General features: G+C 68.0%; 18 protein-coding genes. 3 read left to right on the forward strand and 15 right to left on the reverse strand.

What is annotated here, in order from left to right; all coding sequences use genetic code 11:
• Positions 1 to 36: 36 nt before the first annotated feature.
• The 9 genes from ACZ5YD_RS05725 to purH form a co-directional block, all read right to left on the reverse strand.
• The gene (locus ACZ5YD_RS05725) at positions 37 to 498 is read right to left on the reverse strand and encodes a NuoI/complex I 23 kDa subunit family protein (protein WP_379745917.1); all 462 of its coding nucleotides are present in this window, start codon (positions 496 to 498) and stop codon (positions 37 to 39) included.
• On the reverse strand, positions 498 to 1,601 hold the full coding sequence (locus tag ACZ5YD_RS05730) for a complex I subunit 1/NuoH family protein (RefSeq protein WP_379745914.1): 1,104 nt from the start codon (positions 1,599 to 1,601) through the stop codon (positions 498 to 500). Before ACZ5YD_RS05730 ends, ACZ5YD_RS05725 begins: the two co-directional genes overlap by 1 nt.
• Entirely contained in the window at positions 1,601 to 3,283 is a 1,683-nt protein-coding gene (locus ACZ5YD_RS05735; RefSeq protein ID WP_379745911.1) for an NADH-quinone oxidoreductase subunit D, read from the reverse strand. Before ACZ5YD_RS05735 ends, ACZ5YD_RS05730 begins: the two co-directional genes overlap by 1 nt.
• On the reverse strand, positions 3,280 to 3,981 hold the full coding sequence (locus tag ACZ5YD_RS05740; protein ID WP_379745908.1) for an NADH-quinone oxidoreductase subunit B: 702 nt from the start codon (positions 3,979 to 3,981) through the stop codon (positions 3,280 to 3,282). Before ACZ5YD_RS05740 ends, ACZ5YD_RS05735 begins: the two co-directional genes overlap by 4 nt.
• Positions 3,978 to 4,394, reverse strand: a complete 417-nt coding sequence (locus ACZ5YD_RS05745) for an NADH-quinone oxidoreductase subunit A (RefSeq protein WP_379745905.1) — start codon at positions 4,392 to 4,394, stop codon at positions 3,978 to 3,980. Before ACZ5YD_RS05745 ends, ACZ5YD_RS05740 begins: the two co-directional genes overlap by 4 nt.
• Before the next feature lie 133 nt (positions 4,395 to 4,527).
• Positions 4,528 to 5,142: a 5-(carboxyamino)imidazole ribonucleotide mutase gene (gene purE, locus ACZ5YD_RS05750; protein WP_379745902.1), complete on the reverse strand. Its 615-nt coding sequence runs from the start codon at positions 5,140 to 5,142 to the stop codon at positions 4,528 to 4,530.
• 31 nt (positions 5,143 to 5,173) lie between these two features.
• On the reverse strand, positions 5,174 to 6,403 hold the full coding sequence (locus ACZ5YD_RS05755) for a 5-(carboxyamino)imidazole ribonucleotide synthase (protein WP_379745899.1): 1,230 nt from the start codon (positions 6,401 to 6,403) through the stop codon (positions 5,174 to 5,176).
• 146 nt (positions 6,404 to 6,549) lie between these two features.
• Entirely contained in the window at positions 6,550 to 8,382 is a 1,833-nt protein-coding gene (locus tag ACZ5YD_RS05760) for a flippase activity-associated protein Agl23 (protein ID WP_379745896.1), read from the reverse strand.
• Between the two features lie 141 nt (positions 8,383 to 8,523).
• Positions 8,524 to 10,116, reverse strand: coding sequence for a bifunctional phosphoribosylaminoimidazolecarboxamide formyltransferase/IMP cyclohydrolase (gene purH / locus ACZ5YD_RS05765; protein WP_379745893.1), 1,593 nt, complete (start codon positions 10,114 to 10,116; stop codon positions 8,524 to 8,526).
• 166 nt (positions 10,117 to 10,282) lie between these two features.
• On the opposite strand from purH, the gene purB reads away from it, so the two are divergent.
• Positions 10,283 to 11,764 carry an adenylosuccinate lyase gene (gene purB / locus ACZ5YD_RS05770; protein ID WP_379745890.1) on the forward strand — a complete coding sequence of 494 codons (1,482 nt, stop codon included), beginning with the start codon at positions 10,283 to 10,285 and terminating at the stop codon, positions 11,762 to 11,764.
• A gap of 7 nt (positions 11,765 to 11,771) precedes the next feature.
• Here purB and ACZ5YD_RS05775 read toward each other — a convergent pair whose 3' ends face one another.
• Positions 11,772 to 12,548, reverse strand: coding sequence for an SDR family oxidoreductase (locus ACZ5YD_RS05775; protein ID WP_379745887.1), 777 nt, complete (start codon positions 12,546 to 12,548; stop codon positions 11,772 to 11,774).
• Between the two features lie 139 nt (positions 12,549 to 12,687).
• Positions 12,688 to 13,572, reverse strand: coding sequence for a hypothetical protein (locus ACZ5YD_RS05780; RefSeq protein ID WP_379745884.1), 885 nt, complete (start codon positions 13,570 to 13,572; stop codon positions 12,688 to 12,690).
• Positions 13,573 to 13,983: 411 nt separating this feature from the next.
• Here ACZ5YD_RS05780 and ACZ5YD_RS05785 point away from each other — a divergent pair, with 411 nt between their 5' ends.
• Positions 13,984 to 14,367 (forward strand): cupin domain-containing protein, encoded by a 384-nt coding sequence (locus ACZ5YD_RS05785; RefSeq protein ID WP_379745880.1) that lies wholly within the window; start codon positions 13,984 to 13,986, stop codon positions 14,365 to 14,367.
• Positions 14,368 to 14,369: 2 nt separating this feature from the next.
• On the forward strand, positions 14,370 to 14,672 hold the full coding sequence (locus ACZ5YD_RS05790) for a cupin domain-containing protein (protein ID WP_379745877.1): 303 nt from the start codon (positions 14,370 to 14,372) through the stop codon (positions 14,670 to 14,672).
• A gap of 28 nt (positions 14,673 to 14,700) precedes the next feature.
• Here the strand turns inward: ACZ5YD_RS05790 and ACZ5YD_RS05795 are convergent, their stop codons facing one another.
• From ACZ5YD_RS05795 to cobN, 4 genes are all read right to left on the reverse strand, one after another.
• The gene (locus tag ACZ5YD_RS05795; protein WP_379745874.1) at positions 14,701 to 15,489 is read right to left on the reverse strand and encodes a CbiX/SirB N-terminal domain-containing protein; all 789 of its coding nucleotides are present in this window, start codon (positions 15,487 to 15,489) and stop codon (positions 14,701 to 14,703) included.
• Between the two features lie 172 nt (positions 15,490 to 15,661).
• A complete protein-coding gene (locus tag ACZ5YD_RS05800; protein WP_379745871.1) occupies positions 15,662 to 16,489 on the reverse strand; it encodes a cobalt-precorrin-7 (C(5))-methyltransferase in 828 nt (275 codons plus the stop codon).
• A complete protein-coding gene (locus ACZ5YD_RS05805) occupies positions 16,486 to 17,238 on the reverse strand; it encodes a precorrin-8X methylmutase (protein ID WP_379745868.1) in 753 nt (250 codons plus the stop codon). Before ACZ5YD_RS05805 ends, ACZ5YD_RS05800 begins: the two co-directional genes overlap by 4 nt.
• Positions 17,228 to 21,280, reverse strand: coding sequence for a cobaltochelatase subunit CobN (gene cobN / locus ACZ5YD_RS05810; RefSeq protein WP_379745865.1), 4,053 nt, complete (start codon positions 21,278 to 21,280; stop codon positions 17,228 to 17,230). Before cobN ends, ACZ5YD_RS05805 begins: the two co-directional genes overlap by 11 nt.
• Positions 21,281 to 21,289 lie beyond the last annotated feature (9 nt).

Below are 21,289 nucleotides of genomic sequence, written 5' to 3' on the forward strand. Positions count from 1 at the left end.
TTGAAGATTTCGAGAGCGACTCCGCGTCGCCTCGGACTACTGGTAATCGACCTCCCCGTCTCCCTCTCCGATCCAGGCGCCGCGATCGGGGTTTCGCGAGCCCAGCGGGTCGATACCCTTGTACCACGGGACGTTCTTGAGCTGTTCTTTGTTGTACACGAAGTCGTCCTTCGTGTCGGCGGTGAACTCGAAGTTCTGGGTCAACAGGATGGCGTCGACGGGACAGACCTCCTCACAGAGCCGACAGTAGATGCACTGTCCGATGTGGAGGTTGTACTGTTCGCCGTTTCGCTGTTCGTCCTGTACGATCTGGATGGTGTCGTTCGGACAGACGTTCTCACACTGTCGACACCAGATACACCGCTCCTGACTGAACTTGTGGACGCCACGGAACCGCGGGCTCACGTCGGGGGCGACGTCGGGATATTCCACCGTGAACGTCGTCCCGTCGAGCGCGTGTTTCATCGTGGTCGCCATCGATTTTAACAATCCGATCATCAGACGATCACCCCCACGAGCACCGCCGTGAGAAGCAGGTTCGCGAACGACAGCACCAACATTCCCTTCCAGCCGATCTCGATGAGCTGGTCGATTCGAACGCGTGGAAGCGCCGAGCGACACCACTGGGTGAACAGGAAGAAGGCCCACACCTTGACCACGAACCAGACGAACCCGATGCTCTCAGGACCGGGACCGGAGGCTCCGCCGAGGAACGCGACCGTGAGGATCGCTCCCCCGAGGAAGACGTGGAGGAATTCCCCGAGGTAGAACAACACGAAGTACGCCGAGGAGTACTCGGTCTGGTAGCCGGCGACGATCTCCGTCGGCGCCTCCGGGATGTCGAAGGGGTTCCGGCCGATCTCGGCCATGTTGGCCACGACGAACAGCCCGAACGCGAACGGGTTGACGAACGCGTACCACGCGGGGATCGTGATCCCGGCGATGGTGACGAGCGCCTCCTGTTGGGCGCTCACGATGCCGCTCGTCTGGAGCGTGCCCGCAAAGACCACCACGGACATGGCAGTGACGATGAGCGGGATCTCGTAGGCGAGGTTCTGGGCGACCGCCCGAAGCCCGCCGAGCAGCGAGTACTTGTTGTTCGAGGCGTAGCCGGCCATCACGAGCGAGACGGAGGCGATCGACGCGAACGCGAACACCAGCACGAACCCGGTCTCGGGGTCCGCGAGCTGGAGGTTCAACGGTCCGAGCCGTCCCATCGGGATGACCGAGAAGCCGAGGAGCGCGGAGGCCGGGAGGACGATCGGCGCGAGGTCGTAGGCCGGCCGCGTCGCACCCTCCGGGATGATGAGCTCCTTGGCGAGCAGCTGGACCGACGCCGCCGGGATGATGAGCAGCCCGAACGGCCCGATCCGGTCGACCGCGATCCGGTCGGTGAAGGCCGCCGTGATCTTCCGTTTGGCCCACGGTCCGGCGACGCCGGTGAACGCGAGCATCACGTTGCCGATCAGGAAGGCGGCGATGAGCGCGCCGACGACCTCGCCCAGCACGCCCGGCAGTCCGAGCGCGCTCGTGACCTGCTCGGGGAACAGCTGCGCCTGGGCGGGAACCGCCCCACCGGCTGTGAGGGAACCGCCGGCCATCAGCGGTCCACCTCCCCGAGAACGATGTCCAGGCTCCCGAGGGCCGCGATCATGTCCGGCACGTACTCGCCGTTGGCCATCTCGGGCAGCGTCTGCAGGTTGGAGAAACACGGCGAGCGGATCTTGAACCGGGCGGGCTTGTCGGTCCCGTCAGAACGGATGTAGACGCCGAGTTCGCCCTTGGCGCCCTCGACGGCGCGGTAGATCTCCGCGTCGTCGTCCGGCTTGAGCGTCCGCGGGACGTTGGCCTGGATGTTTCGCTCCTCCTCGGGCCAGTCCTCGAGGAGGTCGATGCACTGTTCGATGATCTTGGCCGACTCCTCGACCTCGCGCAACCGGACGAGGAGGCGGGCGTAGTTATCACAGCCGTCCTCGGTGGCGACCTCCCAGTCGAGCTCGTCGTAGTAGCCGTATGGGTCGTCGCGACGGAGGTCGTAGTCGACGCCCGAGCCGCGGAGCACGGGACCGGTGGCGCCGTAGTTCTTCGCCACCTCGGGCGGGAGGATCCCCGTGTCGATGGTGCGGGCCTGGAGGATCTCGTTGGCGGTCAACAGGTCGTGGTACTCCTCGATGGAGCCCGGGAGCTGATCGAGGAAGTCGCGCGTATCGGAGAAGAACTCCGCGCGCGGTTCCGGCAGGTCCCAGACGACGCCGCCCAGCCGGAAGTAGTTGAACATCATCCGCTGGCCGGTGAGGTCCTCGAGCAGGTTCTGGACCCGCTCGCGGTCGTTGATGGCGTACATGAACGTCGCGGTGAAGTCGCCGTTGATGTCCAACGCGAACGTCGCGACCGCCAGCATGTGCGCCGCGATCCGGCACATCTCCGCACCCATCGTGCGGATGACCTGCGCGTACTCGGGCACCTCGATGTCCGCGAGGTCCTCGGCCGCGCGGGCGTAGGCCCACTCGTTGAGCAGCCCGGCCGAGATGTAGTCCCACCGGTCCGGGTACGGCATGATCTGGTGGCGGTAGGTCCCCGACTGGGCCATCTGTTCCTCGTTGCGGTGGAGGTAGCCGATGTCGGATTCGACGTCGGCGACCTGCTCGCCGTCGAGGGTCGTCTTGAGGTGCAAGACGCCGTGGGTGGCCGGGTGGTGGGGCCCGATGTTGATGAACATCGTGTCCGACTCGTCGTCCGCGTGGTCCTCCTGGAGCGGGTTGGCGTGCTCGCGAAGCGAGACGACCTGGGGCTGGTCCTGGTCGTAATCGAGCGACAGCGGGTGTCCCTGCCAGGTGTCCGGAAGGAGGATCCGCCGCAGGTCGGGGTGTCCCTCGTAGTCGATGCCGACGAGGTCGTACGCCTCGCGCTCGTGCCAGTCGGCCGTCCGGAAGACCGGCTCGGCCGACTGGGAGACGGGGTTCTCCTTGTCGGCGGGGACCACGACGCTCACCTCGTCGGTCGGATCGGCGAACTTCTTGAGGTGGTAGATCGACTCGTATCGGTTCTCGTACTCCTGGGCCGTGACCACGGAGAGGTGGTCGTAGCCGGCCTCCTCCTTCAGCGTCGAGAGGACGTCCTCTACGGCGTCCGGGCGGATCACGAATCCGGGCGCGTTGAGGTGTTCCTCCCGTCCGATCACGTGGTCGCCGAGCAGCTCGGCGATCGAGTCGGGATCGGTCGCGGAGACGACGTCGGCGGAGTCGGCCGGCTCGAGGTCGGCCTCCGGGTCTTCCAAGCTCATGGCGAATCAGCGAAGTCGTATCGCATCACGAGGTCGTCCTCGTCGATCTGGTCCGTCAAGTGCTCGACGAGCTCGTCCTGCTCGAGATCCGAGAACTGCTCGAGCTCGTAGGGCTTTACGGTCACCGGGCTCGCCTCGCCGTTCGCGATCCGCTCTTGCAGCTTCGCGACGCCGTAGACGAGCGCCTCGGGGCGGGGCGGACAGCCCGGGACGTGGATGTCGACCGGAATGACCTCCTCTGCGCCCTTGATGACGTTGTAGCCCTCCTGGAACGGGCCGCCGGAGATCGTACACGAGCCCATGCCGACGACGAACTTCGGCTCGGGCATCTGGTCGTAGACGCGCTTCATCCGCGGGGCGAACTTCGAGACGATGGTCCCGGGGACGATCATCACGTCGGCCTGACGCGGCGACGCGCGCGGCACGCCCGACCCGAACCGATCGAGGTCGTGTTTGACCGCGTAGGTGTGCATCATCTCGATGCTGCAGCAGGCGATCCCGAACTGCAGCATGAACATCGAGGACCCGCGGGCCCAGTTGAGGAACTTGTCGAACTTGGTGAGGATGAACGGCGAGGAGCCGAACGCCTCACGAAGCCGCGAGTTGAATCTGTCGCCGCGGCCCTCGCCCATGCGGGCGTCGCGGGTCTCGGTCGTCACCGCGGTGTCGTCCGTGATAAATGGTTGGTTGCTGCTCATAGTTGGTCACGTTCCGTCTTTCGGCGGGTGGCACGGGGACTGGACATCCACTCGACCGCGCCGTTGCGCCACGCCCAGACGAGTCCGATGGTGAGAACGCCGACGAACGCGAGCATCGGCCAGAGGAGCTGCAACATCGGGACGCCGGCCTCCAGCGCGGGCCGATAGATGACGACCCACGGGAACAACAGGACCGTCTCGATGTCGAACACCAGGAACAACAGCGCCACCATGTAGTACTGGATGTTGAACCGAATGTGCGCGCTTCCGGTCGGGATCTCGCCGGACTCGTAGATGGTGCGTTTGCCTTGTTCCGGCACGGTTGGACGGAGTAACGCCGAGACCGCCATCATCCCGAGGGGGATGCCGATCCCGACGACCGCCAATGCGCCGATAGCTATCCAATCGCTCATACAGGTCTCCGTAACGTGCGAGGGTTTGGTTGGACCCTACATAAGCGTTGATTCTCGCACGCGCGGGCAAGACGACGGGTTCAAGCGAACGGGGGACGTTCGGGCGGATCTACACGGGGCCGGAACGGCCCACTCAGGAGTGGCGATCGCGAAAGCCGTCGATCCCGAGGTCGTGGAGGTCCCTCGAGACCTCGGCGACCCCGCCCTGGAGCCCCTCGTGGTACTCGCGAAGCCGGGATTCGATCGTGTCGTGTTGGCGCGCGAGTATCTGGGCCGCCGAGAGCCCGGCGTTGAACGACTTGCCGGCGTCGACGGCGACGATGGGCGCCCCGGTGGGCATCCCGATCACCGAGTCGACGGACTTCTCCTGGACGGGAACGCCGATCACGGGAACCGGATAGGCGATGGAGGCGGTCATGTTCGGGAGGTCGGCCGACTTGCCGCCGGCCCCCGCGATCACCACGTCGAGGCCGCGATCGCTTGCGGTCTCCGCGTACGCGTACATCAGGTCCGGGGTGCGGTGGGCGGAGACGACGTAGCTCTCGTAGGTGAACCGCGCATCGGGCGGGTCCGCGAAGTCGGTCTGTTCGGCGAACCCCAGCTCGGAGAGCGCCTCGTAGGCGCCCTCCATCGTCGGGAGGTCCGAGTCGGACCCCATGATGATGCCCACGTCGGGCGTGGTGTCCGGGTCGGCGTTTCGGTCGGCTTCCGATTCGAGTCGGTCGATGAGGTCGGTGACGGTGGTCATTGTCGGTCTGTCGAAAGCGTGGATTCGGGGGTTACTCGTCGGTGAACGTGACGGCGTCGCGCAGCTCGCGTGCGCGATCGAGTCGGTCTTCGACGTCGTCCGCGGGACCGCCGACGGCGTCCCCGAAGCGTTGGTCCTCGCCGCTCGCGGCGGAGTCGACGTCGTCGCCCGCCGCCTCCGATCCGGTCACGGTCAGGTGTCCCATCTTTCGGAGCGGACGAACGTCCTCCTTGCCGTACCAGTGGAGGCTCGCGTCCGGAGCTTCGAGAATCGACTCGACGCCCGAGAGGGTCGCCGGTTCGGGCTCCTCGACGTCGCCGAGGACGTTCGCGATCGCGGTCGGCCCCCGGAGGTCGGTCGGTCCGAGCGGCCACCCGAGGACGGCTCTGACGTGGTTCTCGAACTGGGATGTCCGCGCGCCCTCGATGGTCCAGTGGCCGGAGTTATGCGGGCGCGGCGCGATCTCGTTGACGAGGATCCCGCCCGAGGGGGTCTCGAACAGCTCGATGCCGTAGACGCCGCGGCCATCGAGGACGTCGAGGACGTCCCGGGCGACCGACTGCGCGCGGCGGGCCACGGCGTCGTCCGTCCGGGCCGGCGTCGCGCTCTCGCGGAGGATCTCCTCGCGGTGGATCGTCTCGGTCACGGGGTACGTCCGGATCCCGTCCGCGCCCGCCACCCCGATGACCGCGAGCTCGCGCTCGAAGGGGACGAACGTCTCGGCCATCGCGTTCGAGCCGATCTCGTCGATCGCCGCCTCCGCCTCCGTCGGGTCGGTCACGGGCCGGTTCCCGCGTCCGTCGTAGCCGCCCTCCCTCGCCTTCAACATGACCTCGTCGAACTCCTCGAGCGCGTCCTCGAGGTCGGCCACCGACGAGACCGCCCGGAACTCCGGCACCGGGATGCCGGCGTCCGCGAGGGCCCGCTTTTGGACCAGCTTGTCCTGGATCGTCGAGAGCGTCCCCGGATCGGGGTGGACGGGAACGTCGTGCGTTTCGCTCGCGTCGGCGAGGACGTCCGGGTCGGCGAGCTCGATCTCGTAGGTGAGCACGTCCGAGCGCCTCGCGAGCTCCCGGATCGCCGCCTCGTCGTCGAAGTCGCCGACGATCTGGTCGTCGACCACCGGCGAGGCCGGGCAGTCGGGCGTCGGATCGAGCACGACGATCCGCACGCCGAGGCGCGCGACCGCCTCGCCGATCATCCGCCCGAGCTGGCCGCCGCCGACGATCCCGAGCGTCGGCCCTGGTAGCGTGACTGTCACGCGCGGGGGTTGCATACGTCGGTGCATAAGGGTTACCTCATGCGACGACCGAATGTCCACGAACGCGGATCGTCCGGACGCACGAGCGGGGCACACCATGCCGTATCAGCGATCCGAGACGAGCGGCAGGGATCCGAGACACGCTATCACGCGGCAGGGGACTCGTTTCGCGCGTCGCGCAGCGCGTCCTCCTCGATGAAGAAGGCGACGCGGAAGTTCCACAGCCGCAGCTCGTGTTCGCGCACGAGGTAGCCGTCGAGGTGGGGGTCGACATCATCGCGCGCGCTCGCGTGTACGATCACGACGGGCGGCGCGTCCGCGAGCGCCCGATCGAGATCGGGGGCGTCCTCGCCGTCCGCGCTGACGCTGTCGACGCGCGCGTTCGACCGCTCGAGGTACCACGGCAGCGGGAGCCGATCGGTCCAGCCGCCGGGGGGATGCATCCGATCGGCGTCGGATTCATCGGCCACGTTGAAGGTGTCCTGTCGGGACTCGAGGTCGACCCCGACGAACAGGACGTCCGTGCCGCCCTCGTGGGCCGCCGCGATCGCCTCGACGTCGTCGATCGTCTCGCGCGCGTCGTTGTGCGGCTGGGCCCACTGGACGACCTCGGTGTGGTCCGGATTCGTCGAGTTCCAGTAGGTTACGGTCGGCGCGAACAGCCCCGCCGTCACGGTCAACACGATGAGGAAAGCGATCGCCGCGGTCCCCGGCTCCGGAACGCGGATCGTCGGGGCGTCCCCCGCGGAGTCGTCGATGCGGATCGCGGCGCGACACTCCCGCAGGAGGTACGCGAGTCCCACGGCGGCCGGGATCGTCGCCGGAAGCAGGATGTGGACCGCCGACCACGGCGCGTTGATGTCGGTCGCCGCGGGATAGCCGACCAGGCTCGCGGCCGCCCAGTAGGCGCCGAAGGCGACGAACCCGCGGTTGCGTCCCGCCGGAACGCCGCCGCGGCCCCGGACGTGCCCGTCCACGACGAATCCGGCGAGGGCGAGCACGGCAGTGACGGCCCCCGCGTGCGCGATGGTCTCGAGTTCGTGACCCACATAGGTCAGGTAGGGATTGCCCTGCATGTCGCCCGTGATCCACAGGTCGACGAGCTCCCTGCCGGAGCCGATCGTCGCCTCGTGGAGGACATCCGACCAGGCGTCCGGGGATCCGATCGCCCCGTAAAACTCCGGCCGGGGCGCGTAGAAGAACACGACGACGGCGAGGAAGACGCAGGCGAGGCCGACGCCGTGTCCGAGGACGAACGCGACCGGGTGACGGTCACCGGCGATCTCCGAGAGTCCACGCCAATACGACCGGATCTCGGCCGCGATGGTCGCGCGAAGTCCATCGCGTCGGGCGTCCCGCGCGATCCGATGGTCGAGAACCAACGCGCCGGCGCCCACGTAACAGAGCACGTAGAGGATCGTGTTCGCCTTCGTCGAAAGCGACAGCGCGAGCAGCGCGGCGGCCGCATACAGGTGTCCGACCCGGCGCGCGTCGATCGCGCGGATCGCGAACCCGAGCGCGAGGACCGCGAAGGCGCCGACGAGCACGTCGTTGCGCATGAACCGCGAGTAGTAGACGAGAAGCGGGTTGAACGCGAGGAGGGCCGAGAGCGAAACCGTCTCGAGCCGGTCCAGACGCGATCGAAACAACAGCGCACCGAGCGGGAGGAGTCCCCCCACGAGCGCGACGACGAGCCGCGCGGAGGCGTCGGTGGGCGGAACGATCCCGAAGAGCGCGCCGTTTACGACCCGCAGAAACGGCCCGTGAATGATCGGCTCGTACTCGAGATGGCCGGTCTCGGCGTATCGAAGCGTCCAGTAGCCGACGCGGCCCTCGTCCCAGTGGAAGACCCTCCCCCCGAGGTCATAGAATCGAAGCGCGAGCCCGAGAACCGTCACGGCCGCCACGGCCGCGAGCGTCCGACGATCGAGGGCGTCGTCGACGCGCCCTCGCCGGTCCTCGGACCCCGGAGGAGACATACACGGAGGGTCCACACGCGTGGTTACAATTCTTGTGTTCCGCGCCGTCGACGGTTCCGGGTGACGCGCCGTCGACGACCCCTATTCGACGGCGACGATCCCGTGTTTCCCACGACATCGACGATCGGTACGGAGCCGACCTCAATCGTGTTTGAAGCTTCGCGATCCGGTGAAGGCCATCGCCATCCCGTGTTCGTTCGCGGCCTCGATGACGTCCTCGTCGTTCACCGACCCGCCCGGTTGCACCACGGCCTCGATGCCGGCCTCGGCGGCCTCCTCGATCCCGTCGGGGAACGGGAAGAAGGCGTCGGAGGCCATGACGGCGCCCGCCGCGGATTTGCCCTCCGCGTCCTTGTCGGCCTTCATCGCCGCCAGCGTGACGGCGTCGACGCGGGAGACCTGTCCCATGCCGATCCCGACCGTCTCCGTCCCCGTGGCGAAGACGATGCCGTTCGACTTCACGTGTTTGATCGTTCGCCAGGCGAAACACATCGTCTCGAGTTCCGTCTCGGTCGGCTCGCGCTCGGTGACGACCTCGAGGTCGTCCGGCGTCGGCGACTGCCGGTCACGCTCCTGGACGAGCCGGCCGCCGACGAGCGGCTTCTCCGTGAGCGTCTCGTGGAACCGGTCCTCCCGGTCGCCGAGGGGACCGACGTCGAGCACCCGCAGGTTCGACTTCTCGGTGAGCACGTCGAGGGCCGCGTCCGTGTAGCCCGGCGCGATGACGACCTCCTTGAACGAGTCGGTGACCGCCGAGGCGGTCTCGACGTCGCACTCGCGGTTGAGCGCGACGATGCCGCCGAAGGCCGACTTGGCGTCAGTTCGAAGCGCGCGGTCGTAGGCGTCCGCGATCGTCGAGCTCGTGGCACACCCCGCCGGGTTCGTATGTTTGATCACGGCGGCGGCCGGCTCCTCGAACTCCTTGACGAGCGAGAGGGCGGCGTCGGCGTCGTTGTAGTTGTTGTAGCCCATGCCCTTCGCGCCCTCGTTGAGCTGGGGCGCGCCGACGACGGTGGCCTCCTCGCAGGCGTCGTCGACGTAGAGGGCGGCGTCCTGGTGGGGGTTCTCGCCGTACCGGAGCCGATCGCCGCGGTCCTCCGAGACGAACCGTCGGGTCGGGAAGTCGCCACCCGTGTCGCCGTCGATGGAGACGGTGCCCGCCTCCCGGTCGACGGTCACGCGGTCCTGTGCGAACCAGCGGACGACCCGCGGGTAGGCCGCGAACTCCGATTCATATAGCACTCTCTGCTTTAAGCTGTCCACGTCGTCGTCCTCGTAGACCGGCACCGGCTCCTGGGTGAGGACGGGTCCGGCGTCGACCTCCTCCGTGACGACGTGGACCGTACAGCCGGTCGTGCGGACGCCGGCCTCGAGGACCTGTTCGTGGGCGTCCATCCCGGGGAACGCCGGGAGCAGGGACGGATGAACGTTGATCGTCGTCGGAGCGTCCTCGAGGAACTCGTCCGTCAACACGCGCATGTAGCCGTCGAGACAGACGAGGTCGAAGTCGTAACTCGAGAGCCGATCGAGGATCCGTCGTTCGTGCGACTCCCGCGACTCCTCGGACCCGCGAACCACGACCTCGGTGGCGATCCCGCGTTCGGCGGCCGACTCGACGACGGGAGCGCCCTCCCGGTTGCTCAACACGACGGACAGCTCCGCGCCGCCCGGGGTCACGTCGTCGATGTGCAGCAGGTTTCGGCCTCGATTGCTGGCCAGTCCGGCGATCTTCATACCCGAGCGTCCTCGCGGCCGACCATATGGGTTGCGGTCGATCGGCGAGGGGGATCCACGAACGCGGATAGATGGACGCGAGTTAGAGGCAGAAACGTCGTGATGTATGCACACCCGTGGGCGATCCATCGATACGCTTTTGCGGTCCCCGACGGCAGCATCGGACATGCACGATCACCGAGGACCGCGTACCGACGGCGGTCACGCGATCGCCGACCTTCCGCGGGACGACCCGCTCGCGGCCGTCTCGCCGCTCGACGGCCGATACGCCCGACGGACCGAGCCGCTCTCGCCGTACGCGAGCGAGGCCGGCCTGATGCGGGCCCGTACCCGGGTCGAGGCCGAATACCTGATCGCGCTCGCCGACCTGGACGCGACGCCGATCGACCTGGGTCCGGACGCTCGCGCCGCGATACGGTCGGTATATCGGGATTTCGACGTCGACGACGCCCGCCTGATCAAGGACCTCGAGGTGCACGGCGCCGAGGGGTACGAGGCGACGAACCACGACGTGAAGGCGGTCGAGTACTTCCTGCGCGTTCGGCTCTCGGAGATCGAAAACGAGAGGACGGCACCGATCGGCGACGCGGAGGGACTCTTCCCGTGGATCCACTTCGGGCTCACGAGCGAGGACGTGAACAACCTCGCCCACCGACTCCTCGTCAAACCCGCGATCGAGGAGGTTCTCGTTCCGGCGATCCGGGAGGTGCGCGACGAGCTGACCGCGCTCGCCCACGAGTACGGGGACGTCCCGATGCTCGCACGGACCCACGGACAGCCGGCGACGCCGACCACCTTCGGCAAGGAGATGGCGGTCTACGCGGCCCGCCTCGGGCGAGGGCTCGGCCGGCTCGAGGACGCGACGGACGGGATCGCCGGCAAGCTCGCCGGCGCGTCGGGAACCTACGCCGCCCACGAGGCCGCCTATCCGGACGTCGACTGGCGAGCGTTCTCCCGGTCGTTCGTGACCGATCTGGGCCTCGAACACGTCGACCTCGCGACGCAGGTGAACCCCTGTGACGACCTGGCCGCCGTCTTCGATGCGGTGCGGGGGATCAACAACGTGCTCCGGGATCTGGATCTCGACGCCTGGCTCTACGTCTCCGACCGCTACCTCGGCCAGGAGACCGTCGCGGGCGAGACCGGCTCCTCGACGATGCCCCACAAGGTGAACCCGATCGACTTCGAGAACAGCGAGGGGAACCTCTCGAAGGCCAACGCCGACCTCACGTTCCTCGCCGACTACGTCACCACCTCCCGGCTCCAGCGGGACCTCTCCGACTCGACCGTCAAGCGGAACGTCGGTGCCGCCCTCGCTCACAGCCTGATCGGCTACTCGAAGGTCGCCGACGGGTTGGGGAAGGTCGTTCCGAACGAGCAGGTGATGCGCGAGGAGCTCGAGGCGACCCCGGAGGTCATCGGCGAGGCCGTCCAGACGATCCTGCGACGGGAGGGCGACACCGAGGCCTACGAGCGCGTCAAGGAGTTGACCCGCGGGAAGCGCGTCACGCTCGCGGACTTTCGCGACCTCTTCGCCGAGCTGCCGGTCGACGAATCGGTTCGCGCGGAGCTCGACGCCCTGACGCCCGCGGGATACACGGGGATCGCCGACGAGCTGGCGAACGTTCCCGACGACCGCGGGGAATGAGTCGCCGCTACTTCGTCGCGGTCACGCCGCCGTCGACGACGAGCGAGTGGCCGGTGACGAACGACGCGAGGTCGCTCGCCAGATAGAGCACGGCGTTGGCGGTGTCGTTCGGTTGACCCGGCCGGCCGAGCGGCATCTCCTTTTCGAAGAACTCCGCTCTGGAGTCCGGATCGACGAACCCGCCGCGCGTCATCGCCGTGTCGGTGAACCCCGGATGCACCGCGTTGACGCGGATGTCCGGAGCCAGCGCGTCGGCGAGCGCGTACGTCATCAGCCTGATACCGCCCTTCGAGGTGCAGTAACTCACGCCGTCGGCTCGACCGCGGAGGCCGGACGTGCTGGAGATGTTGACGATCGACCCCTCGCGTCCACCGTCCAGCATCGACTTGGCGGCGGCCTGCGAGCCGAAGAACGTCCCCTTGGCGTTGACGTCCATCATGGTGTCGTACTCGTCCTCCGTGGTCTCGAGGAAGGACCGGCTCTCGGTGATGCCCGCGTTGTTCACCATCACGGTCACGCCTCCGAACTCCTCTGCGGCCTCGACCGCGGCGTAGACGTCGTCGACGTCCGAGACGTCACAGTCGACGTGGATCGCCGACGCGTCCGTTTCCTCCCGGATTCGCCGGTGCGTCTCCACGCCGCCCTCGCGTGGAGACTCGTTGACGTCGGCGACGACCACGTCCGCGCCCTCCTCGGCGAACGTGAGCGCGATCTCCCGACCGTTACCGCTCGCGCCGCCGGTGACGACGGCGACCTCCCCCTCGAGTAGCTCGGAGTCTGCCATCGGCTCAAGATTCCAACATCGTGTGATAAAATCTTTCACAGTGGCAATTCCTCACACCAGGATATATCTCATTTCGCGATATAAAATCGGCGTCCCGTGGGTGAGAGAACGGCCATATCCGCCACACCAAGCATCCGGCTTACGCGACGAACCGGAAGGCGAGAAGACCGGTACCGAGAACGCCGGTCAGTAGACTGAACACCAAGGCCCCACCACCGTTCGGCATCTCGTCGAACGGTCGTTGTGAGAGGTACAGGGTGGACTCGTTCGTGGGCGTCACCACCAGATCCGCGGGGTGAGCAGTTGACTCCATCCCGTCACGTCGAGGTCGGGCGTAGCCGAGGACGCTAACCGTGTCCCCGGATTTGATCGTCTGTTCGGAGTACTTTCGTTTGCTCGCATCAACGCTGAAATCGCCGGCGAGGGTCGTCATCGGATCGACCGACAGCCCGTCGGTGTGCTCCAAGAATTCCGCGACCCGTCCCGGCGGGGGTTCGTCGTAATCCGTTTCGACGTGTGCATCGAACGCTTCGAACTCGCACTGGAGTCCCTCGACGGAGACGCCGTCCGCCGAAAGCAGGGTTTCCGGCGTGAACACGCCGTCCGTTTCGTTCCCGACGACTTCGTCATCGATTTCGACGAGCAGCTCCGCATCGTCGTTCGAGAGGGAGAACGGGACCGTTTTGACGCCCCACGCGGAGCGCTCCCACGACTTCGTCTTCGGAGAGTCGTATTTTTCTTTGATCTCCCACGCCGATAGAACGCAGCTCTCGTCACCCTTGATCGGGGACGTGAACGTTTCCCGGGGGACTCGTGGAGAGATCTCACCTCGGATCCGAATCACCCCCGGCGATCGTACTTCAGCGATCGGTCGTCGGGGAGTCTCGGAGATGACCCCGGCCAGCTTCCGCTTGTTCCATCCCGTGTAGAACGAAAGGACGCTGGCGAGCAGGAGGAGCACACCGCCCCACAGGGCGATCTCCCGTGCGATCGAATCGATGAACGAAGTGCTTGAGGCCAGCATACGTAGAGTGGAAACGGGTTATTAATAAACAATTGTCCCCACCGCGACCTCCCCCCTACTTGTTCTCCCATCGCGAAATCCGTACAGCAGTCTGCGTTCGCAACGACAGGGCGTCGGGACGTCGAATCGATTCGCGTGGCCGGGGGAGCGGTTCGGGGACGACGACCGGTTGTCGAGGAGACGTCGGCCACACAGTGAGATACCGACCAGGCTCGAGAGGGGCGGGCGATCCCTGGACTCGACGGGGATCATCGATCGCGAACCCGTCGTCGAGGCGTGCGAATACGTTCGGGGAAACGCCCGTCCGTCGAGGTGTCCTTCGATCGAACGCATGGACGCAGGCACACCCGAGACGAGGCCGGCGCACGGGGAAACGTCGAACCGATCGCGGTCCACGGGGGGGATCTGAGGATGCCCGAGATCGACTTCGACGCGGAGCGAACCTACCTGGAGGGGCGCTTCAGCGCGCAAGAGGCGTTTCGAAGCGATCGGGCGAAGGTCGTCTGCGGGTACTTCGAGCCGGGGCAGTTCATCCCGGTCCACGCGCCCGAAAGCGACCTCGTCGTCAGCGTTCGGGACGGAACCGGGATCGTTCGGGAGGGCGAGACGACCCACGCGGTCGAGCCCGGCGACGTGATCGCCGTCGAGGCGGGCGTCGATCGCGGGATCAGAGCCGACGAGGACGGCCGGCTCGAGGCGCTTTTGATCACGGCTCCGCCGCCGACCGACGAGGAGCACGGTCCGGTCCGTCGCGGGATCAAACGCGGGGAATTCGAACCCGATCGGGAGGCCTGAGGATGGCGAGCGTCGAACCGCTCGCCGAGCTGTCGGGCGAGCCACACGCGAACGTCTTCCCGGGCTCGGAACCGACGACGATCCGACTCCGGCTGGACGCGGGCGAGCGCGTGGAGCCTCACGACCATCCGGACCGACACGTGGTCGTGTACCTGATCGAGGGCGAGATCGAGATGCACCTCGGGTCCGAGACGTACGATCTCGACGCCGGCGACGCAGTTCGGTTCGACGGCGATCAGGCGATCTCGCCCGTCGCGACCGCGGACAGCACCGCGCTCGTGTTGTTGGCGGAGAAGACGGAGTAGAGCGAAGCGACCGACGATTCCGGGCGACTCAGCGCTCTCCGACGCCCTCGCCGTCGGTGGCGACCGGACGTCGCGAGCGCGTAACCTGCTCTTCGAGGGTGGATTCGCCGCCGGGGTCGGCGGCCAGCGCGCGGCGCCGTTCGACCTCCGCCCGGATGGCGTCGGTGACTCGCGGATGGCTCCCGAGGGGTGGGGCGTACTCGAGGCCGCCGCGGTCGAGTTCGAGCGCCGCCGGGATCCGCTCCTCGGTGGCCGGCGATCGGGTCACGAAGAGGGGAACGGCCACCGCCCGCGATTTCTCGATCGCGTATCGCGCGCACTCGACCGCCGGATTCTGCACCAGATAGCTGATGTGGACCTGGCCGTATCCCGAGCGCTCGCGGAGCCGCTCGGCGTGGAACTCGGCCGTGCGTCGGTGGTGGGGCTTCGAGCTGCTCCCGAAGGCGACGATGGCGATCGCGGCGTCGTCGTCGGGCGGAACCGACGCCGCGGCGCGCTCCTCCAGGACGTCCGTGACGGCCGGACTGCGGCCGACCGGCTCGCAGTAGCGGACCTCCCCCTCGACGTACGAGAGCGCGGAGGGGACGGCATCGAGGGTGTCGTGGGAGTGGGCCGCACACATGGGGACGGCATAGACGACGTCGTCGTCGATCTCGACGAACCGGTCGCGCAGTTCGCGAACCGGCTCCTCCTCGTAGAGCGCGATATCCACGTCGTCGACGCCGGCGCTTCCACGGAGTCTGTCGGCGTGAACTCGAAAGTCCTCGCGGGCGGTTCTCGTGTCGCGGCCGATGAGCAGGAGTGATTCGGTCGTCATTCGTGTAAGTAAAGTAATTTTGAACTAACCAAAGTTCGTTTGCTAACCACGAGGAAGGCGGATCTAAAATAGGTTGTGGTCGGACGACTCGAACTCCCGAGATCCGCGAATCGAGAGGTCCGGAAGTGGCACCTATCGAAGCGAACGAACTCGAGGGAACGACCGTATCGGATCAGCGGTCGGCGCGAACCGCGAGCACGGACAGATCCGAGAACCGCGACTCGTCGGGGGACGGGTCCGCCGACGCATCCGTTCTCGCCCGCTCGGCGAGTTGGCCGAGGGTCGTGTGCGTGATCGCCTCGTCGTCGTGGGTCAGTCGCTCGAGGACGAGCGCGTCGAGGTTCGCGGACGCGCCGGCGTCGAGGAGGTCGGCGGCGACGTCCTCCGGCATCAGGTCGTAGGGGCGCGGCAACACGAGCAGGTGGCGATCGCCGACGTCGCGGCGAATCCTCGCGAGGTCGGCCTCCAGGTCGCCGCTCTTGTGCAGGGTGACGAAGGTCGTCTCCTCCATCGGCGTGCGCGCGCGACTGGCCGCGACCTGTAGCGAGGAGATCCCCGGTATCACCCGAACCGGGCGGTCGACGGCGGCCTGCACCTTGCCGACGAACTGGTAGCCGGAGTGGTTCGGATCGCCCATCAAGAGCGCGGTTCCGACCGCGCCGTCGGCGACGCGGTTCGCGAAGGCGTCGAGCGTCTCGGCCTCGTCGCGGTACCCGCAGGTGAGGACCTCGGCGTCGACGGCCATCGCCTCCTCGAGGAACGCGACGACGGTCTCGAAGCCGACGACGACGTCGGCCTCGCGGACCGCTCGCCGCGCGCGCGGCGTCAGATACTCGGGATTCCCCGGGCCGATCCCGACCGCGTGGACCGGTTCACGGTCGTCGGGCGTCGGTTCGTCCGTCGTGGGTTCGTTCGTCGACGAGCCGAGATCCGACTCCGGCGCGGCCGCCGCGAGGGCCGCGGGATCCGGTCCGGACTCGAGATCGTAGTCGTCGCTCATCGGAGATCGGCCGCCCACTCGGCGTCGATCGAGCCGTCGCGGACGTCGCTCGCGACGTGGACGAGCTCGTTCGTCAGGCCGGCGGCGAGCCCGCTACCGCCGCGGCGTCCGACGTTCGAGATCGCGGGCACGCCGTGTTCGGCGGCCACGGCACGCAGACGCTCGCGGCTCTCGGCGGCCTTCACGAACCCGACCGGCGTGGCGACCACGACGGCGGGGCGGGTGCCGTCCTCGATGCAGTCGGCCAACGCGAGCGCGGCGGTCGGCGCGTTGCCGATCACCGCGATGGCGTCGTCGTAGACGCCCTCCCGGTCGAGTTCGAGGACGGACGCCGCGGTTCGTGTCATTCCCGTCCGCTCGGCCAGCTCGGCGCCGTTTCCGATGGCCTTTCGCACCGGACAGTCGTGGCCGCGGCCGGTGATCCCCGCCTTCACCATCGTGATGTCGGTCACGATCGGTCGCGACTCGAGGACCGCCCGCGCGCCGGCGCGGACCGGCGCATCGTCGGTCGGTCCGGTGAACCGGACGAGGTGCTGGAACTCCGGATCGCCGGTCGCGTGAACTGACTTCCCCCTGATTCGGTCGGCGATCGTCTCCTGGGGGACGAGCTTTCGGACCCGGTCCATGCTGGTCTCCGCGATCTCCATCGCGTTCTCGGTGGTCGCGCCGAGGTCGGCGTACTCGTCGAAGGTATCCTCAGAGGACACACCTTCAGTCGTTCCGTCGCTCGATGCACCCTCAGTCGTCATCGCTCGTCACCTCCGCAGCGTCGTGGTCGGACGCGCCCGATCCGCTCTCTCGTGCCTCCAGGTCGCCGTCGACCCGGAGGTTGACGTCGCGGATCCGGTCCTCGGTCGCGGCGTCCGCGTCCCACAGCCCGCGGTCGATCGCCTCGAGGAGCGTGTCCGTGATGCTCTCGAGGGCCCACGGGTTCACCTCCCGCATCCACTCGATCCGGTCGGGATCGAGGGCGTACTTCCCCGCGACGTCCGCCCACAGCGCGTCGCTCACGACGCCGGCGGTCGCATCCCACCCGAGGACGACGTCCACGGTCGTCGAGAGGTCGCCGGCGCCCTTGTAGCCGTGTTCTCGCATGCTGTCGATCCAGTTCGGGTTGAGCACCCGGGCGCGCATCGCCTTGCGGACCTTCTCCTCGTTCGTGTAGACGGAGACCGCGTCCGGATCGCTCGAGTCGCCGACGTAGGAGGCGGGCTCCTCGTCGGCGATCTCGGAGACGGCGGTGATGAACCCGCCGTGGAACGCGTACCAGTCGGAGCTGTCGAACTCGTCCTGTTCGGCCGTATCCTCGATCTTCACCGTCGCCTCCACGTTTCCGAGACGGCGCTCGAAGGCGTCGTGGGCCGCGGAGACGCGCCCGCGCTTGCCGAGCGCGTAGCCGCCCCACTGGGTGTAGACGTCGGCGAGATCCCCGCGGTCCTCCCAGTTCCCCTCGTCGACCGCCTTGTTCGTCCCCGCGCCGTAGCCGCCGGGTTTGGTCGTGAACACGCGGTGGGCCGCGGCCGCCTCGGGGTCCTCCGCGCCCTCGACCTCCAGCCGCTCCGTCTCCTCCTCGACGTGTTTTTTCACGTAGTTGCGGTCGTGGGGCTCGTCGAGTTCGACGACCGCCTCGACCGCGTCGTGGATCACGCCGGCCGCCTGCGGGAAGGCGTCGCGGAAGAGCCCGGAGACGCGGGTCGTGACGTCGATCCGCGGCCGGCCGAGCTCCTCGAGCGGGATCGGATCCACGTCGTCGACCCGACCGGCGTCGGTCCACTGCGGCTCGACGCCCATCAGGGCGAGGACCTGCGCGATCGTCTCGCCGCGGGTCCGAACGGTGGGGGTACCCCAGGCGACCACGCCGATCTCCTCGGGGTACTCGCCGCGCTCCTCGCGGTGGCGGTCGGCGACGCCCGCGGCGACCTCGCGGCCCACCTCCCAGGCGCTCCTGGCCGGCACCTTCCGGGGATCGAGCGTGTAGAAGTTGCGCCCGGTCGGCAGGAGGTCGACGCCGCCGCGCGTGGGCGCGCCGCTGCCGCCCGGCGGGACGTACTCGCCGGAGAGCGCGTCCGCGGTTCGGGGAATCTCCGTTTCCGCGCCCTCGACGCGTGGGGCCACCTCCTCGCAGACGAACGCGAGCGCCTCGCGGAGGTCCTCGTGTGCGCCCGGCTTCGCGCGGGCGTCGCCGATCGGGTCGAGATCGACGACGAGGAGGTTCATGTTCACCTCGCGGTCGTCCCCGGTACTCCCCGGTTGTGCGTCCTCCTCCACGCTCTCGCTCGCGTTCGCGTCCCTCTCGGCCGTCGCGCGGTCCCTGCCGTCGACCTCCGAGTCGGGCACGTCGAAGCCGCGTTCGGCCAGGGTGGAGACGAGGTCGAGGCTCGTCTCGTGGACGACGTCCGCCGCCGCCGAAAGCGTCATTCCGAGGTCCTCGTCGTAGGTTCCCGGCTCCTCGAGCATTCGTTCGTGATCGACCCCGAGGACGCCGGCCACGCTCTCGCGGAGGCTCGGTCCGCCGGGGTTCTCCAGGCGCGTGAGCGCGACGAGGTACTCGACGAGTCGATCGTCGGCCGGCGGCTCGCCCATGGTGTGAAGTCCGTAGCGGATCTGGGTCGTCTTCACGTCGGTGAGGTACTCGTGGACGCGCTCGACGAGTTCGTCGACGTCGAGGTCGTCGCCGTCGACGTCGCCCTCGGCGAGCGTCGAGCCGGCCTCCTCGGGACCACGAACGTCGGCCCGGTCGTCGATCGTTCCCTCGATCCCGAGCTCGACCGCGAGGTCGAGGTCGTCGACCGTCTCCCGGAGGAGGCGCTCCAGGTGCTCGCCGTCGTCGGTGCGAGCGTCCTCCATGCCGGCCTCGCGGTAGCGGTCGGCCAGCTCCTCGAGCTCCGCGAGCTCGTCGTAGGTGCCGGCGTTGCCCATCACCGGCGTGAGGTGGTCCACGATCGCGGCGTACGAGCGCCGCTTCGCCTGGGTCCCCTCGCCGGGGTTGTTGATCACGTACGGGTAGACGTTCGGCACGTCGTCGATCAGCCCGTCCGGCGCGCTCTCGCCGTCGAGCCCGACCGTCTTGCCGGGCAGCCACTCCAGGCTGCCGTGGGTGCCGAGGTGGACGACCGCGTCGGCCTCGAAGGCGTTGCGCAGCCAGGCGTAGAACGCCACGTAGTCGTGCGGGGGCTGGAGGTCGGAGTCGTGGTAGACCTTCGAGGGATCCATCCCGAACCCGCGGGGCGGCTGGACGGTGACGAGCACGTTCCCGAACTCGACGCCGGGGATCGCGAAGGGTCGATCGGGGGGATCGCCCCACTCCTCGAGGACGTTCTCCCGCAGCGATTCGTCGAGGGCGTCGAACCACTCGCGGTAGCGGTCGGTGGGGACGACGTCGACGCTCGCCTCGCGGACGTCCTCGGGAGCCACCCACCGGGAATCGAGAGTCAACTGGTCGGTCAGCCGGTCGATGAGGTCGGCGCCGTCGACGGGCGGGCCCGCGCCCGTTCCGGTCTCGTCGGGTCTCGCCTCGTCATCGCCGAGATCGTACCCGCGGTCGGAGAGCTCCGAGAGGAGGTTGACCGTGCTCTCGGGGGTGTCGAGCCCGAAGGCGGTTCCGATGCCGTCGTCGCTCGGCGGGTAGTTGTGGAGGACGACCGCGACGGACTTCTCCGCGTTCGGCGTGTGTCGGAGTTCGGCCCAGTTGACCGCGAGGCGGGCGGCGTGGTCGACCCGGTCGTCGATCGGGAAATGCTGTTTCGGCGCCGTGCCGATGTCGGCGTCGTCGTCGGTCCGCTCCTTGCCGCTTATCGGGTGGGTGATGACGTTTCCGTCGAACTCCGGGAGCGCGACCGAAAGCGCCAGCTCGAAGCCCATCACCCCGGTGTCGCTCGCGTCGTATCGCGATCGCGAGCGCATCGTCGTGACCGTCTGGATCACGGGCACGCCGAGGCGGTCGAGGAAGACGTCCTCGGCGGAGTCGCCCTCGTCGCTCGCCTCGCGCCCGCGCTCGTCCATCGCCAGCGAGAACATGAACGACGAGAGGACGGCGTCGACGACCGGCTCGTCGTCAGCATCGACGAGCCACTCGTCCGTGACGCGTTCGGCGTCCCAGCCCCCGTCCTCCTCGGAGGCCGGGTTACAGAAGATGGGGAGCGCGTTCGCGCCCTGCGCCTCGAGCGCGTGCACCTGCGCGTCGACGTATCGCAGGTTCTCGTGGGTCCAGTGGGACTCGTAGAACCAGACGGCGACCGTCGGCGACTCGGGATCGTGGGTCGCGAGCAGCTCGTCGTAGCTCGCGCCGGGGTGATCCGGGTGGTAGACCCCCTCCGTCGGCAGCGCGACGGGGTCGTCGTAGGGACGGTCCTCGTCGTCCGCGGCGTCCACGGCGGACGCACCGACGTCCTCGGAGCCCGCGTACTCGTCCACGAGGAACCGCAGGCAGTTGGCCACGTTGACGGTCCCGCCCCTGTCGAGGTACTCGTAGACGCGCTCGCGGGCGGCCGAATCGACGGTGGTGTCCTCCATCGCGTAGGCGTCGCCCGTGGACTTGACCACGAGCGGCACGCCGGCCTCCCGCAGCCGGTCGACGGCGCTCTCGTAGCCGGGCATGCTCCCTTCGGAGCCGTGGAGCCAGCAGATAACGGCGGTCGCGTCGGTCAACTCGTCGACGAAGGCGGCTGCGTCGGTCTCGTCGTCCAGGTCGCTCGCCGACCGCACGAGGAGGTCTGCGTCGACCTCCTCGGCCGCCCGCCCGATGGACCCCAGTTCGTTCTCGGTCGCGGTGTAGATCCCGATGGTTGGCATAACGTTGTT

The sequence above is a fragment of the Halopenitus salinus genome, from assembly GCF_055397165.1.